Here is a 25021-nt window from a genome sequence, read left to right as displayed (position 1 = left end):
AACGACCAGCTTTACGGTGGAACAGGTCATGATGAATTAAATGGTGGTACTGGAGATGACCAACTCTTTGGAGAGGATGGAAACGACCAGCTTTATGGCGGAGTCGGAAATGATCAGCTTTATGGTGGAGCAGGTACTGATAAATTAAATGGTGGTGCTGGAGATGACCAACTATTTGGTGGAGCTGGCGATGATCAGCTTTTAGGTAACGATGGAAATGATATTTTAGATGGTGGGTCAGGTAATGATTTGCTACAGGGTGGTGCTGGTTTAGATACTTATGTCTTTGATTTAGCGAGTGGCCTAGACATTATTGATGACTTGGATAAAAGTAATATTCAGCTTAAAGGGATTTCGTCAGATTCAGTGAAGTTAAATATTTCCGGGAGTGATTTATATATCTATTACTCATCAAATCAGTATATTACAGTCACTGATTTTATGAATAGAGATAACCTTCAAAGTATTCAATTTGATAATGCTATTTGGGATTCAAGTCGTATCAAGTCAGAAATTTTAATTAAACAATCAGGAACATCAGGAGATGATACTTTAACAGCCATCTTGAATTTTTCGAATGAACTTACTGGCAAGGAAGGGAATGATATTCTTAGCGCTGGTAATACATATAGCTATTTATATGGTGGTGAAGGAAATGATAATCTTTTTGTAACATCCTTAAAAGGTAGCCTGCTTGATGGAGGGCAAGGCTATGATCAATATGGAATTTTCTCATCCAGAAATGTTTTAATCCAAGACGTTGACTTTAGTGGAAATATTTACATTAGTGGAAAAGATAGTTATTTTAAGTTTAATGGTGATACTATTATAGAAAAAACGAATGTTAAAGATTCTGAGTTAATTAATTCATATAATCAAAGTTTTGTCTATAAATATAGTACTGAAAATAAAAATATACTGTCTATTGATTATGATATTAATAGTGGAAATTTAAAATTTAAACAAGGAAATGATACCTATTTTGAATTTAACAATATATATACTCAGGCGGATTTTCAAAAAATAGTACAGTTTGATCTAACTATAGGGTCATATACATATTCAGTTTTTAATCCAAATAATAATTCGAGTAGCACAGTTGAGTATTTAAATACACAAACAAAACTGAATACATTGATAGAGGCAGTTGCTAATGCAAAAATAACCTATTCAGCTTCAGATGATACCATATATGGAATCAGTCGACTTGGGCTAGATACTATTTATGCTGGAGACGGTAATGATCATATTGATACTGGCCTAGGTGAAAGTCTAGTTTATGCTGGAAATGGAAATGATTATATTATTAGTCAAGATATATTAGCTAAAGATGAAATATATGGTGGTTCTGGAAATGATATTATCTATAATTATAACCCAAATATAATCAATCATAATAACTATTATCCAAATGATTTTATTTATGCTGGAAATGGAAATGATCAGGTTTATATAAAATATCAATTGGCTCAAGTTTATGGTGGAGATGGGGATGATATTTTAACTGGGTCTGGTCAACTCTTTGGTGATGAAGGAAATGATACTTTAATTGCAGGTGATCAAGGAGCATATTTAGATGGTGGAGACGGTATTGATCACTTAGTTGGAGACATGGGTGATGATATATTTATAGTCGATGAATTCGATACTTATGAAGAAAATGACCCTAATGGTGGCTATGATACAATTTATATTGCACAAGATTTTGATCTGGCTTTAAATAATTTTGAAGCAGTTACCCTGTTGGGAGATCAGAATCTCAATGCTTATGGCGATGACTTTAATAATAACCTTATAGGAAATGAGGGTAATAATATCCTTGATGGTCGTATGGGAAGTGACTACATGGAAGGTGGTTTAGGGGATGACTATTATGTTGTTGATACAACGGATACAGTAATGGTTGATGAATTCGGAAATAGTTATATTCAAGAAGGTGATCAGGTTATTGAAAATGAAAATTCAGGTGTTGATACAATTGAGCGTTGGCAAGATTCTCGATATATTGCTTATGATGAAAATGGTAAACTTGTATTAAGTAATAGTCATAAGCAGCTAGAAAATAATATTGAAAATTTAGTATTAAAAGGAAATGCTAAAACAGCATTTGGTAATGATCTTGATAATATTATTATTGGCAATAACCAAGATAATTATATTGATGGTTTAGATGGTAATGATACTTATGTCTTTGCCAAAGGTGGTGGTACAGACACCTATAACTTTGAAGATAATATTGATGCTGTTAACACTATTAAACTCGAAGGTTATGCTAGTAGTGATGTATTTGCTCAGAAACAAGGGAATAGTGTTTATTTAAGCTTTAAGAATAGTAGTGATCATATTTGGCTGTATAATTATAATATTGCAGATACTGCTACGACATCATATAAAGTTGATCAAATTATTTTTGATTCAGGTACAACATGGACGACAGCAGACATTGATGCATTGGTTAATCGGGCTGCAACAAATCATGCACCTACGGTAAATGCAGCGATCCCAACAATTAATGCTAATCAAGGTGCTAACTTTAGCTATAAGTTTGCAAATAATGTGATTGTTGATCAAGATAGCTGGGATTATTTAAATTATAAAATTACTTTAACAACAAAAGACAGCTCTGGTCAGTATCAGGCATTACCATCTTGGTTGACGTTTGATGCTGCGACTCAAACCTTAATAGGTACACCTCCCTCTAGTATTTCAGGGAATTTGAGTTTCTTTTATTGGGGTACAGATATGTATGGTTATGGTACAGGTACTTCATTTACACTTAAGATCAACTTACCAAATCATGCCCCTGTTGTTGCCAACTCAATCGCCGATCAGAATTTTACAGATGCCAAGGCTTTTAGTTATACCGTTGCTTCAAATGCATTTACAGATGCCGATGGCGATACACTCAGCTATTCTGCAACCTTAGAAGATGGTAGTGCTTTACCTACATGGTTAAGTTTTAATGCAACAACACGAACTTTGAGTGGAACATCACCAGAAAATTCACCCGCTTTAAATATTAAAATCACAGCAAAAGATACATCAAATCAAACTGTTTCAGATATATTTAAGCTTAGTTTTACGATTCAAAATTTGACCATAAATGGTACAAGTAGCGCAGATACATTATATGGTGGCTCTGGCAATGATACGATTACAGGTCAGGCTGGTAATGACACTTTATATGGTCAATCTGGAAACGATACTTTAAATGGTGGTACAGGAAGTGACATTATGTATGGTGGTAAAGGTGATGACACTTATATCGTTGACAATACAGGTGATATTGTCAATGAAAACCCGAATGAAGGTATAGATACTGTTCAAAGTAGTGTGACATATACATTGGGGAATAATGTTGAAAACCTAACTTTAACAGGAACATCTGCAATTAATGCCACAGGCAATGCATTAAACAATATCTTAATTGGAAATAGTGCTGTGAATACCTTAACAGGCGGAGCAGGCGATGATTATCTTAATGGTGGAGCGGGGAATGATAAACTACTTGGTGGTACAGGAAATGATACCTACATTGTAGATAGTACAGGTGATGCCATTACTGAAAATGCTAACGAAGGTATCGATACAGTTCTGAGCTCAGTTACCTTTACTCTTGGAAATAATCTAGAAAACCTAACTTTAACAGGATCCGCTGCAATTAATGCCACAGGCAATACACTCAATAATACCTTAATTGGCAATAGCGCTAATAATATTTTAAGTGGTGGTGCTGGAAATGATATTTTAGATGGAATGGCTGGAAATGACCAATTTACTGGTGGAACTGGTTCAGATACCTTAATTTATCAATTATTATTGAATTCTGATGCATTGGGTGGCAATGGCAGTGATACATGGTCTGATTTCACAGTTGGTAATACTACAACTAATCTAAATGCAGATAAAATTGATATTGGTGATTTACTTGTGAACTATACAAGTAGTTCTAGTGCTGTAAGCTTAGAACCATTTATTAAGACAGTTGTGAGTGGCAATAATACACAACTCTATATTGATCGAGATGGTGGAGATACACTTTATAATAGTACCTTGTTATTAACATTAAATAATGTAAATACCAATCTCAATGACTTAATAAATAATCAGCAAATTATCATCTAATCTTATAAGGTCTGTAGCTATTCAAAAATAGCTACAGACCTTTTTATTACAATAATTGTTACTTTAGAGTATACCCTAAAGATACATATTTTTATCCAAGCAAACAATGTCTCTTTTAAATGTTTTTTGATCATACATAACATGTTATTTTTAAATCTATTATCTATAATAGACAAATTGGGTTGTTTTTAGTCCATTTGGAGCGAAATGCATGAAAGGTCAAAAAGTCGGCTATGTCCGAGTCAGCTCAGTCGAGCAAAATACTGGACGCCAACTTGAAGGCATCGAAACTGACCGACTGTTCATAGACAAGGCTTCAGGTAAAAATACCGACCGCCCCAAATTTCAAGAAATGTTGAACTATGTTCGGGAAGGGGACATGGTGGTGGTGCATTCCATGGATCGTTTTGCTCGAAGTCTTAAAGACTTGGTTGAAGAAGTAGACAAATTGGTTAAGCGCGGTATTGCAATTCAATTTATCAAAGAAAAAATTACCTTTACTGCCCAAGCCACGCCGATGGATAACCTGATGTTGCAATTGATGGGAGCTTTTGCTCAGTTTGAACGTGAAATTATTTTAGAACGGCAAAAAGAAGGCATCAAGCTGGCAGCGGCTCAAGGTAAATATAAAGGTCGGGTACATAAACTCAAATCTGATCAGGCGGATGCTTTACGTCAGGCTTGGGCAGAAGGTAAATATAGTTCGAAGGCTGCTTTGGGGAAGGCTTTTGGAATTAGCCGACAGGCTGTTTATCGGTATTTGGCAAAGGAGTAAAAAATGAAGCATCTGAAGAAGCGTCAAAATGAGGCTACTTCATGTCTAGGATACTAGGAGCAGTTCATTTATCTGTGCTCAAGGCCTGGTGGACATTTTCCTTCTCGTTTTAACCGTGACAAAGCACCCACGTATGGAAGTGCTTTATTATTTTGGATAATTAAAGTTGCATTAAATTTTTAGATACCTAGTCTTTGGGTAGAGCAATATATTCATCCTGCATCTCAAAGAAAAAGTCACGGGCTTCATCATGGCTACAATTGAGCCAATCCTTCCGATATTGCTCTGGAATCACAATAATCGAGCGCTTTTCATCTTCAGGCTTATGAAATTGAGACATGAAAGGATGATGATCGGCATTAATGGTTAGCATACTCATGGAACGAACTTGCTGATCATCAATCACAGCATTCTCATAAAGCGCAGCGACAGTGAAGGGCTGTCCATCTTTGCGTTTAATCCCATACCAATGTGATTTTCCCTCAATGTATTTGGGTTCGAAAATGGTTTCCACCGGAATCAGGGCAAACTGATTTTTAAACCAGGCATGTCTAAAGCTAGGTTTTTGATCTACGGTTTCAGTCCGTGCATTATAAGTATGACGACAGATTTTTAAGTCCTTTGCCCATTTGGGCACAAGACCAAATTTCACTTCACGCCATTCTACATGCCCTTGATTGGAAAAAATAAGCGGGCAGTCACCACCAGGATAGATGTCATTCTGATATTGGAAGGTGGGTTCCAGTAGATCCAGCAAATAGACTCGATCACGACTAATGGGTTCGTAGTTGGCACACATAGAACACCTCCTAATTTTTCATTATTATTCTTTAAATGTCTCATTTAAAGCTTGTTGTACAGCATCAACACGTGATTAAGGTTGCAATCAATCATCCTAAACGATCACTACGTTTAGCAACTTCTGAGATAAGTATAACCATTCCAGCAGTGATAGCGTACCTAGTAATAAGTAATAAGCCAAACCATATGTATTTCCTAAACACATAGGTTTATAAAGTCCTATTTTACATACTACGGGTTTTATAAACGTCTTTTGAGTTTGCTATTTCATATGAAAGAATCTTTATTACTTTTACACATACCCTTATTCAATAAAAACCATTTTTAATTACAAGTAATTGTTATATTTTAAACAAAATATGTTAAGTGTATAACATGAAATTATCATTACTTATTTCATCTCTCCCCAGCCAAAGTACAACTGCAAGAATGAGAATTTGGCGCTCTTTAAAGTCAAATGGTGCAGCAACTTTGAGAGATGGAGTCTACCTATTACCAGCAATACATTCTGAAAAATTCGAGTCTATTGTTAATGATCATCTTAATGAACATGGTCAAGCTTATATCTTTCAGACTGAAGCTCCTGCAACTTTAAACCTTGCTCAACTTTTTGACAGGACTGGAGAATATGAAGAACTCAGAACCGAAATTTTACAAATACAAAATACACTTGAGGAAAACAAAAAAAAGGAACATCTCAAACAGATTCGAAAACTAAGAAAAACTCTTAATTCACTGATAGAAATTGATTTTTTACCTAATACTTATCAAAGCAAAACACTCAATGAATTAACCCGATTGGAACATGCGATTGCTCGATTAGATGAATATGATGAACCTAATAATTTTGAACAGCAATTAAATGTCCTATTCAAACAGGACTTTCAAAATAAAATCTGGGCAACCAGAAAACGCCCTTGGGTTGACCGTTTGGCATCTGCATGGATCATTCAAAAATTTGTAGATCATCAGGCAAAATTTATTTGGTTAGAGCATCCCAATGATTGCCCCAATGATGCTTTAGGTTTTGATTTTGATCATGCCCAATTTACGCATATCAATAACCTTGTCACCTTTGAAGTCTTGATAAATAGCTTTGAATTACAAAACCCTGCTTTAAATAAAATCGCTGAAATTGTTCATTTTTTAGATGTTGGAGGAAATGAGCCTGCCGAAGCTTTAGGAATTGAGAAAATTTTACAAGGACTAAGAAGTACGATCACAGATGATGATCAATTACTTCATCTTTCAAACCATATTTTTGATGGTTTATATGCAGACTTTCAAAGGAGTTTAGTATGAATAATAAGCCATCTTTAGTAGAGGAACTAGAAATTGAATCTATCAGCTTTTGGCAAGCATTCAAATTTTGGTTAAAGCTCGGATTTATTAGCTTTGGCGGCCCTGCTGGGCAAATCGCTGTTATGCACCAAGAATTAGTTGAAGAAAAAAAATGGATTTCAGAACAGCGTTTTATGCATGCATTGAATTATTGCATGCTTTTACCTGGTCCAGAGGCTCAACAACTTGCAACTTATATTGGATGGTTAATGCATAAAACCAAGGGGGGCATAATTGCAGGGGTTTTATTTATTTTACCATCTCTTTTTATCCTGATAGGGCTTTCTTGGATCTATGTGATATATGTGATATATGGAAACGTCCCCATCATTGCTGGTTTATTTTATGGAATTAAACCAGCAGTTGCAGCAATTGTATTCCATGCAACTTATCGTATTGGCAGCCGTTCGTTAAAGAATAAGTTTCTATGGGGGATTGCGATTGTCGCTTTCCTCGCGATATTTATTTTTAATATACCTTTTCCTTTCATCGTTTTATGTGCAGCTATATTGGGTTATCTGGTTGGTAAGAAGCATCCTGATTTATTTATTGTAAGTACGCATCAGTCCACTCAAAAATCTTATGGACGTGCAATTATTGATGACGATACCCCTACACCTGAACATGCTATTTTTAAATGGTCTCATCTTATAAAAATAACTGTAATCGCAGCGCTTTTATGGGTAATTCCACTGGCTTCTTTAACAGCAGTTTTAGGATGGAGTCATTCTTATACTCAACTGGCTTGGTTTTTTACTAAAGCGGCATTGCTAACATTCGGTGGTGCTTATGCAGTTCTCCCTTATGTGTATCAGGGGGCGGTTGGTTTCTATCACTGGCTAACTCCAACTCAAATGATCGATGGCTTAGCTTTAGGTGAAAGTACTCCTGGTCCATTGATCATAGTGGTGGCTTTTGTAGGTTTCTTAGCTGCCTATAACCACTCACTCCTTGGTGCTGAACATCAATTTATTGCAGGTGCATTAGGTGCAATCATTGTCACGTGGTTCACCTTTATTTTCTCATTTTTCTTCATCTTAGCAGGAGCACCTATTATAGAGTCCACACACAATCAAATTAAATTCACAGCCCCTTTAACAGCCATTACCGCTGCCGTGGTAGGTGTAATTTTAAATTTGGCACTCTTTTTATGTTACCACGTGCTTTGGCCAAAGGGTTTTGAAGGAAATTTTAATTATATCTCTGCCATCATTGCTATTTTTGCTGTAGCTGCATTATTTAAGTTCAATCAAAGTGTGCTCAGAGTCATCATCGGCTCTGCCTTAGTGGGCTTAACGATTAAACTTATACTATAAAAAATGAGCATTAAAAGCATGGATAAAAAAACCATGCTTTTTTTAAATTACTCAAATATATTCTTTCAGATAAAAAATTATTAAAGAATATTTCACCAATTTAACATAATGGTCGTTAGGAGAGAAATTCAACACAAGGAACTTTCAAAGTCAGGTCAATGAAATTCACGCACGTGTGGCAGTCCTGAATAGATTTACGGAATTAGGTAGACCTCACACCCAAGTTGTCACTTAAATTCGAATGGTTTGGGGAAAACTCAGCTTTTGAATGTTTATAGAACAAAGCCTGTGTAGGTTTATTCATTTGAGCATTATATTGCTTAATAAATCCTTAACGATAGGTTTGTGCAACAAAGCCTCTTAGAATTAAAACTAATAACTTAATCAATAAATAATCAAATTTTCATTTGCATAATCAGGCTTAAATTTTTCCTGCGACTGTTGATTTTTCACAATTCTGTTTGATTTTCAACACGATGTTTGACTGTATTTGTTGTAATCTCAACATATTGCATTCTTACCTTAATAAGTATTTGATTTTAAACAAAATAATACTTGGCATACTAATTGTTATAAATCCTTCTGATTAAGGCTTATGTTCCCTTGTGCAATAGAGTGCAAAGGAATCACATGAATCAGGAGGAAAAGACTTGGTATGTCAAATTCATCGTTTCAGCATTTTGTAAGTTTGCTGTTGAGTCACGCTCAGCAGAAACCTAAACAGGTTGCAATACGGCAAAAGCAGTTCGGCTTATGGCATACATGGTCATGGCACGATGTACTTGAAATAAGTGAACACTATGCTAATGCATTGCACGGGTATGGCTTTAAAAAAAACCAATCGATTTTGCTACTGAGTCAGCTGAATATTGATGTAATTGCCATAAGTCTTGCTGTACAGGCCTTAGGAGGAAAAATTCAGTTCGTTGACACTGATCTGGATACTTTAACATCTGAACAAATTTTACAGTATTTTCAGCAATTGCGGCCAGATTACGCTGTGGTGGAACATTTAGAACAATTAATCCCATTGCAGCAATTTGAAGATTTACCGCTTTATATTTTTTATCTGCAACAGAATCATCTGACTCCGCCCGAATATGAACATATAGTTTCCAGCCATCAACTATTGGCAAAACATCAAGATCAGAATCAGATTAAATTCGAAAATCTTTTATTTGAAAACCAGCAGATTGCATTTAGTTTTGAACGATTTTCTGAGTCTGAACATTTGCAAGTGTCCTATCGTCATCAGGAATTGATTGCTCAGGCACAGCAAATGGCACAGTTATATCAGCTAGATAGTTTGGAGCAAGCATCTATTGCAAGCGCATTTGGAAATGTACAGCAAATGCGCTATGTCTGGTCAGTTTGGTTGTATGTCGGTTTTACTTTGAATCTTCCAGAGACATTGGAAACGCTTGATCAGGATCAGCAGGTGATCGCACCTACGGTGTTATTTGGAACTCAATTTGATTATGAGCAGCTGTATCACTTGATATTACAGCGACTTCCATCAGAACGATCTATTTATTCTCGAATTTTTCAGCGGATATTCAATACACAAGATCAGGGGCAAGCTCTTTCTTGGTCAGAGAAATGGGTACTAGGTTGTTTTCGCCAAGTCATTTTGGAAGAGTATGGGTTTTCTTATTTGAAAACAGCAGTTGTTATTGGTGATCCTGTTTCTGATGCGGCACAGGCATTTTATGCGGCACTGCGAATCAATTTGTGTTTTTGGGAATCTGATCCAGTTTGGCATAGTCGGTCAAATCTCGCAGAAAGATTAACGTCTATGGGTCTTGAGCCTGTAAAAATTGATGGATTAGGAGCAATTTCATGACATTGGTTGATGCTCAAGCATTATTGGAATTAAAAGAAATTGATCTGGCCTTTGGAAAGTCATCGGTTCTCAAGAACTTAAGTTTTTCCGTAAGCAAGGGAGAAATTTGTAGCTTGATTGGCCCAAATGGAGCGGGCAAAAGCTCTGTAATTAATATCATTAATGGTCTTTATCAACCTCAGCGAGGGAAAATTATTTTTTCTGGTCAAATGCTGTCGGGGTATTCGGCAACACAAGCACCACATTTAGGTATTGCACGTACCTTTCAAAATCTCGCTTTATTTAAAAATATGTCAGTTTTGGACAATGTTCTGACGGGGCGAATACTCAAAAGCCAGTCCTCTTTTTTGGCGGTATTACTTAACTTACCTCAACAGAAAAAATATGAAAATCAACAACGTGATCAGGTTGAAGTGTTGCTTAAGCTTTTAAAGCTTGAAAGATATCGGCATAGCATTGTGAGTACATTGCCTTATGGGTTGCAAAAGCGGGTCGAACTGGCAAGAGCACTTGCATCAGAGCCGAAATTATTGTTGCTAGATGAACCTATGGCTGGAATGAATCATGAGGAAAAACAGAGTATTGCCCGATTTATTCAAAAGATAAATCAACGCTTGGGCATTACGGTGTTGATGATTGAACATGATATCGGGGTGGTAATGCAGATATCTGATCATATTGTGGTGCTGGATTATGGGAAAAAAATTGCTGATGGAACTGCACAAGACATACAGGCACACCCTGAAGTATTAAGTGCATATCTCGGTTCAAATTTGCTGCATGTTGGTTGAAAACAATTAAAAAACTGAAAAGTATTTAGAGGTTGAATATGTCGTTTTTTCTGGATGTGCTTTTGGGTGGAACGCTCGCAGGGGGTGATTATTCCCTTGTCGCCATTGGCTTTGTATTGATTTATCGCGCTTCTGGCGTATTTAACTTTGCGCAAGGCGCTTTGGTGTTGTTCTCTGCATTGACCTTTGTCAACTTGGTTGAGCGTGGAGTGCCATTTGTGGTGGCATTTGCTATCACCTTATTTGTCATTTTTGTTTTGGTGCTACTGATAGATGCCTTGATTCTCAGACATTTGATTAATCGCTCGGTCATTACTTTGTTTATGGCTACGCTGGGTTTGAGTTATATCATTGAGGGTCTGGCACAAATGTTATGGGGGACACAAGTTCATGGTTTGGACTTGGGGATTTCTGACTCGCCAATTCATTTTCATGGTGTTTCACTGAGCAAATTTGATCTATTTGCAACAATAATTGCAGGTAGCTTGGTACTCATCCTGTCCTTGTTATTTAGTAAGACTCGTTTTGGTATTGCACTGCGTGCAGTGGCAGATGATCCGTTGGCTGCACAATCAGTCGGCATCAAACTTAATCATATCTGGATTTTGGTCTGGGCAGTTGCAGGTTTTGTGGCACTGGTGGCGGGGTTGCTTTGGGGCGCGCGTTTGGGGGTACAGTTTTCGTTATCTCTCGTTGTGCTTAAGGCTTTACCTGTATTGATTATTGGTGGGTTCACTTCTATTACAGGTGCGATTATCGGTGGTCTTGTAATTGGAGCAACAGAGAAACTGGCTGAGATTTATTTAGGCGGAATTATTGGTTCTGGAATTGAGAACTGGTTTCCCTATTTGCTTGCAACATTATTCCTAATGATTCGACCAACAGGTTTGTTTGGTCAGCAAAATGTTACGAGGGTCTAGCCATGTTTCTATTTTCACAGGCAAGACAATTTGTTCAAAATTATCAGGATGAAAAACGTCTTTTTATCCTCAAAGAACATCGAATTTTATTTTGGTTTACGCTCTTGGTTGCATTTTTGTTTGTGCCTTTTGTGGGTTCTGAATATTTATTTAATGCCATTTTAGTGCCTTTTCTGGTTTTAGCATTAGCAGGTTTAGGGCTAAATATCCTGACAGGTTATGCAGGACAATTATCTTTAGGTTCGGCTGCATTTATGGCAGTAGGTGCATTTGCAACTTACAACCTTGAATTGCGTATTCCTCAATTTCCATTGTTACTCAACCTTGTCTTAGGCGGTGTGATTGCAAGTATTTTTGGCATATTGGTGGGTTTGCCAAGTTTGAGAATTAAAGGTTTTTATCTCATTGTTTCTACCTTGGCTGCCCAGTTTTTTGTGCCGTGGTTATTTACTCAATACAGTTGGTTTACCCATGAGAATTCATCGGGTGTCATTACTGCACCGCCATTACAGATTGCAGGGGTTTCTTTGAATAGCCCTGTTGGTCATTATTTACTGACGCTGAGTGTCGTGGTTTTACTGACACTATTGGCGCGTAATGTCCTCAACAGTCAATATGGGCGTGCATTTCGAGCTGTGCGTGATATGGAAACTGCTGCAACAACGATTGGCATATCTGTGGGGAAAGCCAAGTTAATTGCATTTGCCTTGAGCTCATTTTATTTAGGGGTTGCAGGTTCACTTTGGGCATTTGCTTATCTTGGAACGATTGAGGCAGATGGTCTTGACCTAAGTCGTTCATTTCAAATTCTTTTTATTATTATTATCGGCGGTTTGGGAAGTCTGGCAGGGAGTTTCCTCGGGGCTGCATTTATTGTTTTATTGCCAATAGCTTTAAGCATTTTGGGGACTTTATTGTTTGGTCATAGTCTGGATCAGGCACTTTTGCAAAATCTGCAAAAAATTATTTTTGGTGGACTCATTATTTATTTCTTGATCAAAGAACCTGAGGGCTTAATTCGCCTGTTCAGTATGGCATATCAGCGAATAAGAAAATGGCCATTACGTTATTAATCCAAAAATCTAACATTTAATCTTGAGGGCAAAATGAAATTTATCAAATCTTTATGGTTTTGGTTGATACTTATAGGGCTAATTTTAGTACTAATCGTATTTTTAACCACTAACAAAAAGCAGTCAACTCAGCAGGCAGTTACAAGTCAAACTCAACCAGCAACAGCTGAATCTGCCAAACTATCCGATAGCCGCGCACAGTATTTTCCATTACAGAGTTACCGTGTCGGGCCATATGCTGCTGGTGGTACGGGATTCTTTGGCGGTTTTATTGACTATATGAAATATATTAATGCGACGGGTGGTGTAAATGGCGTCAAGCTAGTCTGGTCAGAGTGTGAAACAGAATATGTCGTTGAAAAAGGCGTTGAGTGCTATGAACGTTTGAAAAAAGGTTTAAATGGTGCGCCTGCTGCGGCAACTAACCCGCTTTCTGTGGGCATCGCATATGCCACTTTGGAGCGATCAACCAAAGATAAATTACCACTGATTACGATTAATCATGGTCGTACTGATTCTACAGATGGCAGTGTTTTCCCTTATGTATTTCCATTGCAGCTGAATCCATATAGCGAAGTTTCTGCAATTATTAACTATATTGCGCAGCAAAGTGGTGGTCTGGATCACTTGAAATCTAAAAAACTTGTGGTGCTATATCATGGTTCTCCATATGGTAAAGAAACGATTCCAGTCATTGAAATTTTATCTAAAAAATATGGTTTTAGCGTAACCAATATTGAAGTGCCACACCCTGGAAATGAACAGCAGTCACAGTGGCTGAAGATTAAACAGATTAATCCTGACTGGGTAATTTTACGTGGCTGGGGTGTGATGAATCCTGTTGCATTAAAAACAGCACAAAAAGTAGGTTATCCAACCAATAAAGTGATTGGCAATATTTGGTCAAATTCTGAAGAAGATGCAGCTCCAGCAGGAGATGCTGCAAAAGGTTTTATTTCGATTACGACTCATCCATCAGGTGCAAATTTCCCTGTGTTACAGGAAATTAAAAAATATGTCATCGATCAGGGGCAATCTGACCTTGCGGATACAAAGCGTTTTGGAACCGTTTATTATAATCTTGGGGTTGTAAACGGGATTTTAAATGTTGAAGCGGTACGCGTAGCACAGGAAAAATTTGGCCATCGCCCGTTGACGGGTGAAGAAGTTCGCTGGGGCTTTGAGCATTTAAATCTTGATAATACCCGTTTAAAAGCATTGGGTGCGTTAGGTTTGGTGCAACCACTGAAACTGTCATGTGCCGATCATGAAGGTGGTGGAGCTGTGCGCTTCCAGCAATGGGATGGTAAAGAATGGAAGGTTATCAGTGATTGGGTTCAGGCAGATCGTCAATTGTTACGCCCGATTATTGAAGAGTCTTCACATAAATATGCAAAAGAACAAGGTATTACTCCACGTAATTGTGCTGCTGAGCAATAACCTGAGACTCATGCCTGATCATATCTGATGTAGAAGTGTATGTTGTTTATCTCGTCGCCAGTTATATGGCTGTATAAACAGCATACGCTGAGGTCATTGGAATATGGCAGCGTATATCAATCATCACTTAGCTTGTAGGGGAGACTCAATGGCTACATTGCTTGATGTCAAAAATATTGAAGTGGTCTATGACAAAAGCATTCTGGCAGTTAGGCAGGTTAGCCTATCTGTTCCAGAGGGTGCAATCGTTGCATTACTTGGTGCCAATGGGGCTGGCAAAAGTACGACGTTAAAAGCGATATCGCAACTGGTTTATGCCGAAAATGGTCAGATCAATCGCGGAGATATTGTTTATCAAGGACAATCAATTCTTGGGCAAAATCCAAGTGAGGTTGTGAAAAAAGGTTTGGTGCAAGTTCTTGAAGGGCGACATATATTTGCCAATTTAACCGTAGATGAAAACCTGCGCACAGGAGGTTTTTTACATCATGCATCTGCGTCGTTATTAAAACAGCAGCTTGATAAAATTTACAGTTACTTTCCAAGGTTGCTAGAAAAAAAGAATACGCTTGCAGGCTATACCTCTGGAGGTGAACAGCAAATGCTGGCAATAGGTCGGGCGTTGATGACCAAACCACAACTTATTTTGTTAGATGAACCTTCAATGGGGCTTGCGCCAAAAATAAGTTATGAAATTTTTGAACTGATTGCTCGTTTACGTCGAGAAGAGAAATTAAGTTTTTTAGTTGCAGAACAAAATATTGAATTAGCATACAAGTATACGGATGATGCATATTTGCTTGAAAACGGTCAAGTCAACAGCTTTGGTCAAACTCAGGCACTTTATCAAACTGGTGTGATTCAGAATGTTTATCTAGGGCAGTCAACTTCCACTATATAACTTTATCAATATTAGGTTTATTTCATCGGTCTATTTTATTTTTCTTATAATGTTTTCTTGAACAATATTTCAATTTTGCTCAAGAAAAAACAAAGAAGATGCAGAATATTCTAAAAAAAAATTATTGCTCAACCCTGTATATATTACAGGGTTTTTCTATTAAAAAGAGAATGGCTTTATTTTTGAATAAATATACGATGTTTAAAAATAAACATATTGTTTGATTCCTAGCTTTAAGATTGTTTGATTTACATCATTAATTCTTATTTTTAAAAAATAAAATAATAAAAACAATAACTTAAATTTTGGCATTAGCTTTGCAATAGGTTGATTATCCAAAATAGTCACTGACTATTTTAAATAATAAACTTTTGAGTTCAGGATTATTAACAGTGAAATTTAATTTGAAAATAACAACGGCAATATTATTAGTAGCTTTTGCATCACAAGCGAAGGCAGTAGATTTGGATGCGGGTGATTATGATGTTGCTCCAGCGGGGACAAATCTAGCTTTGCTGTATTTACAATCTGCAAGTCGCGATGCGCTCTATGCAGGAAGTGACAAATTGTCAGGTGATCCTAAACTGGATTCAAATGTTGGGATTGCTCGTTTTGTGCATTATACCGATATTGCAGGTTTACGTGTTGCTCCACAAATTTTATTGCCATTTGGTGAATTAAAAGCAAAAGGTGATATTTCTGCATTGGGTTCAGCCAGTGGGCTAGGAGATATTATTTTGGCTGCCCCTGTGTGGTTGCTTAATAACCCAGAGCATAAGACTTATTTTGGGCTTACCCCTTATTTGTATTTACCAACAGGTAATTATGATAAACATGATGCTTTAAATTTTGGTGAGAACCGTTACAAACTTGATCTTCAGGCTGCATATAGTCAACGCTTGACCGATAAATGGGCGTGGGATGCGGCCGCCGATATTATTTTTTATGGTCAAAATAATGATGCCGTTGGTGGAGGAACTTTAAAGCAGAATACGGGTTATCAACTGCAAACCAATACTCGTTATTTTATTAATGATCGCTTGGATCTACGAGCAGGGCTGTCTTATACTGATGCAGGAGATACCAAGAAAAATGGTATTAAGACACAAAGTTATCAGCAAACAAAGTTTTGGGTAGGGACAGCATATTCACCAACCGCAAGCACCAATGTGATTTTAGCGTATGGGCGTGATCTTGCCGTTGAAAACGGTTTTAAAGAAAATAATCGTATTAATGTTCGATTATTAAAAGTATTTTAATCTCTTTAGGCAGGTCAAGTCAGATTGACCTGCCTAAATTAAACTTGTGTTGACCAAAAACATAACAAGATATTGAATAAATGCAGTAGAAATAAGTATAAGCCAAGAATAAAGAGCATATTAATATGCTCACAATAGGCTTTGTTGCACAAACCTATCGTTAAGGATTTATTCAGCAATATAATGCTCAAATGAATAGGCCTACACCTAAAATCTATCGTACTTCCAACTGGCAAGCGTACAACCAAGCTTTAATTCATTGAGGAAATATCTCAATTTGGTTTGATTCTAATACTCAACGGTATGCGCCACTAAAAGGTAAACAAGGCAGAAACCCCACTTATTCCGATACTGCAATTCAATGTTGCTTGATAATCAAATCTTTATTCCAGCTCTCTTTACGTATGGTTACTGGCTTTGTTCAAAGCCTGATTAAACTTTGTGGTTTGAGTTGGACAGCACCAGATTATTCGACCCTCTGTCGCAGACAAAAGACTATTGATATTGCGATTCGTTATCAGAAAAGTCGTCATGGATTACATTTACTCGTCGACTCTACTGGTTTCAAATTTTTAGGCGAAGGCGAATGGAAATGTAAGAAACATCAGGCTGAATACCATCGCCAATGGAGAAAACTACATATTGGGATCGATGCTGAAACGCTACAAATACGGGCTGTTCAACTCACTACAAACAATGTCAGTGATTCACAAGTGCTTGGCGATTTACTCAAGCAGATCCCAGAAGAAGAGCGAATTGACTCGATCTATACGGATGGGGCCTATGACACAAAATACTGCCGACAAGTGATTGCTGATCGGCAGTCACATGCAATCATTCCACCCAGAAAGAATGCTAAGCTCTGGAAAGATTCTAAAAGCAGTTCAGTAGAATGAAATGAGTTACTTCAAACCGTTAAACATTTAGGCAGAACTATATGGAAAAAATGGTCGGGCTATCATCGTCGAAGTTTGGTGGAAACCAAGATGCATTGCATCAAATTATTGGGGGAAAAATTAAGTACACGGAATTTCCAAAGTCAAGTCAATGATATTCATGCTCGAATTGTAGTATTAAATAAATTCACGGAGTTAGGTAGACTGCAGATACGGATGCAGGTGAATTTTATCGTATCGAAATAGAGGCTGCACTGAATGAATTAAAAACGATCAAACCTGAACAACTGCATAAAACAGTTTCTTGGGATGGTTGTACTTATACTGTAATGAGATTTCTATGGATGACACTCACACACCATACTTATCACCTTGGTCAAATTGATTTACTCATGCGCCAGCAAAGGATTTATCCTTATGATGTGTTGTCGACAGATGCCCTAGGTACGGTGGAGTTGATAGGATAAGTCATCGAAAAATGCATACTATAGTGGATTGCTGAATTGGCTAGTGTAATTAAGGCAGCATAAGATCATATTTTGCAGAATCAACCATGTATGCAATTTATCGATGTTTGGACAGGCGATCAATTCTGAGCCTTTGCCGTTCATCAGTGATGGTCCAAGATGCAAAATATACAGACGCTACAGCTGAAATACAACTTCCACCAGTAAGTAAAAACATAAGTAATATTTGATACTTAACAGCTTCTATAGGATCAACACCAGCCAGTATTTGTCCAGTCATAATCCCCGGTAAGGTAATAATTCCTGCTGCTGACATTTGATTGATGATTGGAATGAGCCCCTTACGAATGGAATCTCTGATATGGGGCATCAATGCTTGATGGAACTTAGCACCAAGCGCAAGCTGAGCGTCAATTGCTGCACGTCCATTCGTAACGCCTGAAAAAAATGTATCAAGCCCCAAACTGGCAGAATTTAGAATACTCCCTAATACAATTCCCACCAATGGAATAGCATAGTGAGGATCATACCAAGGCGTTGGACGTATTGCGGTCCATAATGCAAGTAATACAATCGCCATTGTTGAGAAACTCACAACAACAGCAGAAATTTGGTAAATGACCAATCCTTTAGGTCTATAAAGGGGTCTAACCGCGATTTCCCGTGCAGTAGCCGTAATCATTAAAATAATCAGGCAGAGAATAAAGAAGGGAGAATTTAGGTTGAAAGCAATTCGTAGCACAAAACCGACTAATGCTAATTGTACAACCATTCGGATTGCGGACCATAATATCTGGCGGTGAATATGCAAACCTAACACCATTGAAATAGCAGCATTTAACAGTACTAATGAGGCAGCTATTCCCAAATCAAGGGGTTGGAGATGTATCAGAGTCATAACGATCCAAATTTCCCTTTTTCTATGTGTAAAATTCGATGACTTAGATGTTTTGCAAGTTCTGTAGAATGTGTAACAAGTACAATGCCTAGTCCTTTTTGAAGCTCTTCACTGAGTAGCACCTCGACGGCTTGCATAGAAGCATGATCTAAAGCAGATGTAGGTTCATCAAGAAGGAGAACTTTGGGTTGGTTAAGCAATGAACGAACCAATGCCAATCTTTGCCTTTCTCCAGTAGAAAGGCGAGTGATATCTGTTTCGAGTAATTCTCGCGAAAGATTCAGTCGCGATAATAATTCTAAAACAGCATTTTGATCTTTGTTAAAAAAATGCTTGCCAGCTGTAGATTCCCACCATGCTGGCTCTGCTGCTTGATAAACAACCTGATGTCGCCATTCTGGTGCCAACCAACTTGATCGGTTCACGCCATTTAAAAAGACATCACCACAATTTGGCTCAAGATCTGCGATCATGCGTAGCAAAACACTTTTTCCTGAACCAGATGTGCCTAAAATGGCAATACATTCTCCTTGGGCAAGGTCAAATGTAAAAGGCCCAGCATAATCTGATTGAAGATTTTGTACTGAAAGTAATGGGCAAACTGATGTCGTAATTTTTTCTTCTCCAAAATTATGTGCTGGACAGAAATACAAGACAAAAGGGTACACCCCTTTTCTCTTGTATTTCTGTATTTTTGATTATTAGTTCGATTTATTGTTTGATAAAGTTTAGGTCAGTCCTTGACTGATTAGGCTAGAAATACTCGAAAATGGTGCAAACCAATAGCGAAAATAATACATAGCTACTAGAAAAATTAAAGCAATTGTGTCTTTTAAGTTGGAATTCTTTCAGATTACTAAGTCGGATCTTTTCAAATTTTTTGTCCTATGTCTGTACTAAGTTTCACTGTTCATACTAATGGCATCACAACTGATGGAGCCATCTTTGCAAATCTCAACCCAAAACTTTGACTCTAAACCTATCAAAGTCCTCGCAAACAAGGTTCCAGAAGTCACACTGATTTTTTGGCTCATCAAAATTATGTCAACGACAGTCTCTTCATAGATTTGACCTAACGTGATCGAATGTGATCGAATGTGATCATGGCAAGCTAAAGCAGATCATCAGAACCACTAAAAAGCCCAGCGATTAAAGCTAGGCTTCTGGATAAATTAATAAAATAATTGAATATCAATTTCTAATATGTATATTTCACTTCCGCATAGAAAGTTCGTTCAGGAAATGGATGATATAAAAAATATTTAGAATTATTTAAATTATCAATCCCAGCAGCCGCACTCCAATTATGATTTAACTGATAATTGGTGCGAACATCCATGACAAAAAAAGGTTGAAAGCCCTGATAAGTTTTAGGGAACGTATCAGTATTGTCTACCGTTGCATATTGTCGACCAATATATCTTCCAGCAGTCGTAAAACTCCATTCATGGCTAATGTGATAGGTTCCAACTAAAGTGGCACGCCAAGCTGGAATGTATGGTGTATGTTTACCCACCGAAGTTGCACCTGCAATCGTTGGAACATAACTACCGTTTTCCAAAATTGTGGCATCGACATAACTGATACTTCCAGACAAGTCTAAACGATCAATAAGTGCATTCTGTTTTGCCGCAGTAAATTCAATCCCCCGTTGGCGGGTTTTGTCTATATTTTGGGTATATGAAACAGGCGTTGCATAACCTGAAATCATTGCAGTTTGTGAAATCAAAGCATCTTTGACACGTTCCTGAAAAATAGATAAACGCATTGAGCTATCATCTGTTTCGCGAGCAAGAGCTAACTCATGCGAAAGTACATTTTCAGGCTTTAAATTTGGGTTGGCTTGCGTATAAGTTGTCCCAGTTTGTACATTTTGATAAAGCTCACCAACCGTTGGGAAACGTAGTGCTTTGCCAGATGAAGCTGTCAGTGTCCAGTTCGGTACAAATGACCATGCTACAGAGGCTTTAGGCGAAAAGCCTGTTTTGTCTTCATTAGGTTGATTGACAGAAAAGAGTTTACTGTTTGCTGTGGACAAATTATATCCATTGGTTGCCTGCCAGTCTTCATAGCGTCCCCCGATTGTCGCTTTAACTTTCGGTGTAATCATCCAGACGTCTTGTAGCCATGCAGCCGTGGTTTGGGTTTTACCTTGAGAAGCACTGGTTAATGCATCTTTTGAGCCAAGCCAATCACTGGCACTATAGGTCTGACTATTTAGTCGATACCAGTCCCCATGTAGACCACCACTTAGAGTATGAGCGGATAGCAGATCATTTTGAAAATGATACGAGCTTTTTAAATCAAGAGTTGACCAACCTGTACCACTGGCATCGGTGATTTGCCCTAGCCCACCTGATTGTGAAGTTGCATAAGGACCATTAGAAAGGCGAGTTAAATCTTGTAAATAATCAAAATGACTGGCAACAACTTCCCAATTCAATCCATCTGACGGCTTACTTTTCAGGGTGAGGCTTTGCATTAAATGCTGTTGAGAGACATCATTTCGGGAAAATTGTCCTGCAATCGTGCTGGCATTGTATGCATATCCTCCAATATTTACTTTACCAGAGGTCGCTCCATAATATGCCGATTGATCAGCAGCACTGCTGAGATAACTCATTGAATGGGCATCTGCATCATTTCGCCAAAAACCAACAACATAATTGGCACTTAAAGTCGGGCTAAAATCATAAGCCAGTTTTAATTTGACATTATCCTGAATGGTATGGGTAATATTTCCTGCACCTAAAATCTGGATTGGACTTCCAGTCCGATTTTCTCCTGCAATTGCCCCATTAATCACGGGTTGAGTGGTTGCATGAGTTGTTGATTGGCTCGTTGTCGCAAAAGTGAGGGGTTGACTTGAGCTGTCTAAATGATTGGCACTCAACCACCAAGAGAAATTACCATTACGGTCACCCAGTGTGGTACTCAGCTCACCAGAACCAAAGTGATCTTTAGTGTCATACAACTTGAAATCTTGAATCGCACCACGCATGGTTGCCGTTGCTTCGAATTTATCTGGCATACGTGTTGTGATGTCAATGACAGCACCATAGGAATTTCCTGCATAAGCAGCAGAATAAGGTCCATACAAAACATTGATTTGGCTAATTTCTTCAGGCGACACCATAAACCACTGGGGTGAACCATTGCCGTTATTGTTATTAATTAAGGTTGATAACAATACGCCATCTGCAAAAATCAAGCTTCGCGCACTAGCATTAACACCAGTTGTACGGGTTGCTATCGGTGCTTGAGTATCGCCAATGTAACGTTTTCTGACCAGAAGATCAGGTAAATATTTCACCATGTCCTCTGTATTCATGACATTGGTTGTGGTTTCGGACTCTTTTTTGGTCACTGTTGCCACACTTGCAGGAAAACTTTTCACTGTTTCCGAGTCAGAATGCACGCCTTTTTTATGAGCGGATGCACTCACGACAATTGTAGGAAGATCACTCTCAGTCTTTGATGATGTTGAATTTGCTTGTTGATCTGTAGACGCTGCCATGACAGTAGATGCTGTCATACAAGCAAGAGTTAATGCTGTTAAACGAAATAATGGCATTGATGTGCTTAAAGGCAAGTGAAACATATATATTCCAAAAAATACTTATAGAGCTATCCGCACCATGACGAAATGAAAAATTGAGAGGCAAAAAAGCCTTTCATTCATTGTTCATGATATGGAAATTAAATGAATAAACTGAATTTAAATATTTTTATGGGATAGGAGGGGCTTGCGGAGGAGGAATATAGTAATCAGCACGCCAGTAAAACTGGATCTGATATCTAGAAACAATATAAGTACTTAGCTGCTTGAGCAAAACCAGAATGAATAATAGGCAAATCCCAGAAAATAAGACCAAGAGACCTCCACTTAACCCATGCGAACACAATGGGCAGTCTTTCATGATCTTCTCTGCAATTTTTTCTGTGCTATCAGACTGTTCTTGCTTTTGAGCAAGTATATGACCTTTATGATGATATTGACTCATCTCTGCTTGAGGCATGTCCATTGTTTGCCCAGCAAGCATATGACAATGCTCAGACATTCCATAAACTGCAGGTGCCCAACCAAGATTCATGATGGTTGGTAGCAGTAAATGCCAACAAAGACAAAAGAGAGCAATTATCGCAATCCTAGTATGCTTTGTTTGTTGTTGGGAAAAAGATCGGAGCATGAGCGAGATATCGAGTTAGTCATCATCCATGTTACTAATAAGAAATAATCATTTCTGAATAGAAACAACAATATGGCATCATAAAGCCACTGTATTTAACCCAAAGCTCATCACATTTATCTTTGATACACTAGATATAAAAGTTGATCATCGAACTGCTTGAGATACGAGGGTTAAATTCTGCTGTGCAATATACATGTTCATCGGATAATTTGCATAGATTAAGTACATTAAAATAATTAATTTTTTTAGAAAATAAGTTGATGTATGAACTTTGATAGAGAGTAGTGGCAATCCAAATTCGTCAGTTACCTCTCCATTCTTGCATAGACTAATACTTTAGGTAAGATTGATAAGAGAGTCTAACCAAAAATGTGGAACAATGCTCAAATATTAGGCGTGGAACGTGAAGAATCAAGTAAAAGCCGTTGCAGTGTGCTGAGATCTGCAAAGGTCTTGTATAAAATATTGAATTAAAAAGAATAAAACAAGAGATTTCGTATAAGCAGTATTATGGTAATTTTAGAAATTCTTCAAATTAATCCGAAAAATTTAATTTCTTTGATGTCTTTAATACATTACATATGTAATGTAACAGTAGTGAAAATTGAATAAATAATGGGGGAAAGGCAATGGGTGTTTTAACACGTTTTATTATTGAAATTATTATTACATTGTTAGTGAGCGGTGCTACTGCTTTTGTGATTACAACCGTTTTAAAAGACTTATTAGTTGATTTATGTGGAGATATAGTCCGCGCAACCTTTTGGTCACGATTTACCATCATTATGTTGTTCTTAACCCCACTCATGTTTGTGATGTTTTTTGGGGTGTCCTTTGATTCTGGGGCTGCGGACCATACTGTTGTGAAAAGAGCTTTAGGTTGGAGTTTATTTGGAGTCTTTTGCGCAATGTTAACTATAGCATTTCAAATTTCAAAATTTATCCCTAGTAAGAAAGCTTTAACTTTAAGGGAAGAACCCCTTCAAGAAAAAACATTACAAGAAAACTAATATAAAGCACAGTGAAAGAGGAAGGTCTAACTTCCTCTTTTTATGGACCTTATTGTACAAAAATTTAAAAGTTGAAGCTATGTCGTAATTATTCAAATTTAGGTTAAAACTTGGGTATAGGGTCGGCCTAATTCTGTAAATTTATTTAAGACTGCTACACATACATGAATCTCATTCACTTGGCTTGAAAAGTTCCTCGCACTGAGTTTATTTCCTAATAGTTGGACTCTCATTTTTATAAAAAAGTATCATGGCAACCAATATTGTGAACTCATAATTTAACATAAAACCTCTTATGCAAATTATTAAAACGACACTATATATGTTGCTGTGAATTACTTATAGTATTGAAATATAAATTTATTTATACAAAGCTCATAAAATATTCTATTTCAAGATTTTGAGGTTCAATATGGCAGTTTATGCTAACTCTAATGTTTTGAAACACATTCCAAATTGAGATGGATGGGAAAAAGTATATGCCCTAGTGATCAAGTTCCACATTCTGGGATATATAAATGTACTAGCTGTAATAAAGAGATTACATCAAACAAAGGAGATAAGTTTCCTCCACAGAATCATCATCAGCGTGGTTCAAACTTGAGTTCTATTCGATTGAAAATCATTATTTTTACAGATACTGAAGGGAAATATTCATTAAAAAAAGGGAGTTATTGCTCCTATTTCTATGAATGATTTTTTAGATCTTTCAACATTGCTTCACACAGAATTTTATTCATACGTGTTTGATAAGCTTTGCCTTGCGCTTTAAACCATGCAAGTACATCAGCATCTACTCCATCATTCTGCATAAGTCTTTTCCATTTAAACAGCAAACTTGGTGAGATGGCATACTGTCTAAAAAATAGAAGAAATAGATGAACCTAGTTGCATGGTGAGCGCAACAAACTGTGCTTTTTCTTGACCTGAATAACGTCGACGATGTTGGGCAGATGTAATAGTTTTGATGCG

At 37.3% G+C, this 25021-nt stretch carries 18 protein-coding genes and 5 pseudogenes; 15 read left to right on the top strand and 8 right to left on the bottom strand.

Annotated features, from left to right (window positions below):
• Window positions 1–4125, top strand: a 4125-nt coding sequence (locus F975_RS00820; RefSeq protein WP_004749411.1) for a putative Ig domain-containing protein, incomplete at its 5' end; no start/stop codon positions are given.
• A gap of 211 nt (window positions 4126–4336) precedes the next feature.
• The gene (locus F975_RS00815; RefSeq protein WP_004749410.1) at window positions 4337–4900 is read left to right on the top strand and encodes a recombinase family protein; all 564 of its coding nucleotides are present in this window, start codon (window positions 4337–4339) and stop codon (window positions 4898–4900) included.
• Window positions 4901–4971: 71 nt separating this feature from the next.
• On the opposite strand, the pseudogene F975_RS15885 reads toward F975_RS00815, so the two are convergent.
• Both F975_RS15885 and F975_RS00810 read right to left on the bottom strand, forming a co-directional pair.
• A pseudogene (locus F975_RS15885) lies at window positions 4972–5046 on the bottom strand (IS6 family transposase); the annotation flags it as partial.
• A 41-nt stretch (window positions 5047–5087) separates the two neighbouring features.
• Entirely contained in the window at window positions 5088–5699 is a 612-nt protein-coding gene (locus tag F975_RS00810; protein ID WP_004749409.1) for an SOS response-associated peptidase family protein, read from the bottom strand.
• A gap of 377 nt (window positions 5700–6076) precedes the next feature.
• Between F975_RS00810 and F975_RS00805 the strand changes: the two genes are divergently transcribed.
• The 12 genes and pseudogenes from F975_RS00805 (at window position 6077) to F975_RS16155 (ending at window position 17948) form a co-directional block, all read left to right on the top strand.
• A complete protein-coding gene (locus tag F975_RS00805; RefSeq protein WP_004749407.1) occupies window positions 6077–7003 on the top strand; it encodes a chromate resistance protein ChrB domain-containing protein in 927 nt (308 codons plus the stop codon).
• Window positions 7000–8358: a chromate efflux transporter gene (gene chrA / locus F975_RS00800; RefSeq protein WP_004749405.1), complete on the top strand. Its 1359-nt coding sequence runs from the start codon at window positions 7000–7002 to the stop codon at window positions 8356–8358. The genes F975_RS00805 and chrA overlap by 4 nt, the downstream gene beginning before the upstream one ends.
• A 115-nt stretch (window positions 8359–8473) precedes the next feature.
• Window positions 8474–8593 (top strand): annotated as a pseudogene (locus F975_RS15670) (IS5/IS1182 family transposase); the annotation flags it as partial.
• A 420-nt stretch (window positions 8594–9013) separates the two neighbouring features.
• Window positions 9014–10201: an AMP-binding protein gene (locus F975_RS00795; protein WP_004749404.1), complete on the top strand. Its 1188-nt coding sequence runs from the start codon at window positions 9014–9016 to the stop codon at window positions 10199–10201.
• A complete protein-coding gene (locus tag F975_RS00790) occupies window positions 10198–10992 on the top strand; it encodes an ABC transporter ATP-binding protein (RefSeq protein ID WP_004749403.1) in 795 nt (264 codons plus the stop codon). Before F975_RS00795 ends, F975_RS00790 begins: the two co-directional genes overlap by 4 nt.
• A 38-nt stretch (window positions 10993–11030) precedes the next feature.
• Entirely contained in the window at window positions 11031–11912 is an 882-nt protein-coding gene (locus tag F975_RS00785) for a branched-chain amino acid ABC transporter permease (protein ID WP_004749402.1), read from the top strand.
• Between the two features lie 2 nt (window positions 11913–11914).
• On the top strand, window positions 11915–12985 hold the full coding sequence (locus F975_RS00780; RefSeq protein WP_004749401.1) for a branched-chain amino acid ABC transporter permease: 1071 nt from the start codon (window positions 11915–11917) through the stop codon (window positions 12983–12985).
• A 33-nt stretch (window positions 12986–13018) separates the two neighbouring features.
• Window positions 13019–14425 carry an ABC transporter substrate-binding protein gene (locus F975_RS00775; protein WP_004749400.1) on the top strand — a complete coding sequence of 469 codons (1407 nt, stop codon included), beginning with the start codon at window positions 13019–13021 and terminating at the stop codon, window positions 14423–14425.
• 148 nt (window positions 14426–14573) lie between these two features.
• Complete coding sequence (locus tag F975_RS00770) at window positions 14574–15326, top strand: ABC transporter ATP-binding protein (protein ID WP_034425419.1); 753 nt, start codon at window positions 14574–14576, stop codon at window positions 15324–15326.
• 392 nt (window positions 15327–15718) lie between these two features.
• On the top strand, window positions 15719–16585 hold the full coding sequence (locus F975_RS00765) for a transporter (protein ID WP_004749398.1): 867 nt from the start codon (window positions 15719–15721) through the stop codon (window positions 16583–16585).
• 191 nt (window positions 16586–16776) lie between these two features.
• Window positions 16777–17727: pseudogene (locus F975_RS00760) on the top strand (IS5 family transposase).
• Complete coding sequence (locus tag F975_RS16155) at window positions 17718–17948, top strand: DinB family protein (protein ID WP_131390296.1); 231 nt, start codon at window positions 17718–17720, stop codon at window positions 17946–17948. The pseudogene F975_RS00760 and the gene F975_RS16155 overlap by 10 nt, the downstream one beginning before the upstream one ends.
• 97 nt (window positions 17949–18045) lie before the next feature.
• On the opposite strand, the gene F975_RS00755 is transcribed toward F975_RS16155, so the two are convergent.
• The 4 genes from F975_RS00755 to F975_RS00740 form a co-directional block, all read right to left on the bottom strand.
• The gene (locus F975_RS00755) at window positions 18046–18846 is read right to left on the bottom strand and encodes an ABC transporter permease (RefSeq protein ID WP_004749393.1); all 801 of its coding nucleotides are present in this window, start codon (window positions 18844–18846) and stop codon (window positions 18046–18048) included.
• Entirely contained in the window at window positions 18843–19514 is a 672-nt protein-coding gene (locus F975_RS00750) for an ABC transporter ATP-binding protein (RefSeq protein ID WP_004749392.1), read from the bottom strand. The genes F975_RS00755 and F975_RS00750 overlap by 4 nt, the downstream gene beginning before the upstream one ends.
• 530 nt (window positions 19515–20044) lie before the next feature.
• Window positions 20045–22447 carry a TonB-dependent receptor gene (locus F975_RS00745; RefSeq protein ID WP_004749390.1) on the bottom strand — a complete coding sequence of 801 codons (2403 nt, stop codon included), beginning with the start codon at window positions 22445–22447 and terminating at the stop codon, window positions 20045–20047.
• Window positions 22448–22574: 127 nt separating this feature from the next.
• The gene (locus F975_RS00740; RefSeq protein WP_228127392.1) at window positions 22575–22940 is read right to left on the bottom strand and encodes a hypothetical protein; all 366 of its coding nucleotides are present in this window, start codon (window positions 22938–22940) and stop codon (window positions 22575–22577) included.
• Window positions 22941–23668: 728 nt separating this feature from the next.
• On the opposite strand from F975_RS00740, the gene F975_RS00735 reads away from it, so the two are divergent.
• A complete protein-coding gene (locus F975_RS00735; RefSeq protein ID WP_004749387.1) occupies window positions 23669–24049 on the top strand; it encodes a hypothetical protein in 381 nt (126 codons plus the stop codon).
• 98 nt (window positions 24050–24147) lie between these two features.
• On the opposite strand, the pseudogene F975_RS15660 reads toward F975_RS00735, so the two are convergent.
• Together F975_RS15660 and F975_RS15385 are read right to left on the bottom strand one after the other, a co-directional pair.
• Window positions 24148–24276, bottom strand: a pseudogene (locus F975_RS15660) (IS5/IS1182 family transposase); the annotation flags it as partial.
• Between the two features lie 459 nt (window positions 24277–24735).
• Window positions 24736–24846 (bottom strand): annotated as a pseudogene (locus F975_RS15385) (BrnA antitoxin family protein); the annotation flags it as partial.
• Window positions 24847–25021 lie beyond the last annotated feature (175 nt).

This window comes from Acinetobacter brisouisimilis (assembly GCF_000368265.1).
In the GTDB taxonomy this organism is placed as follows: domain Bacteria; phylum Pseudomonadota; class Gammaproteobacteria; order Pseudomonadales; family Moraxellaceae; genus Acinetobacter.
This window is presented reverse-complemented; position numbering and strand designations above follow the sequence as displayed.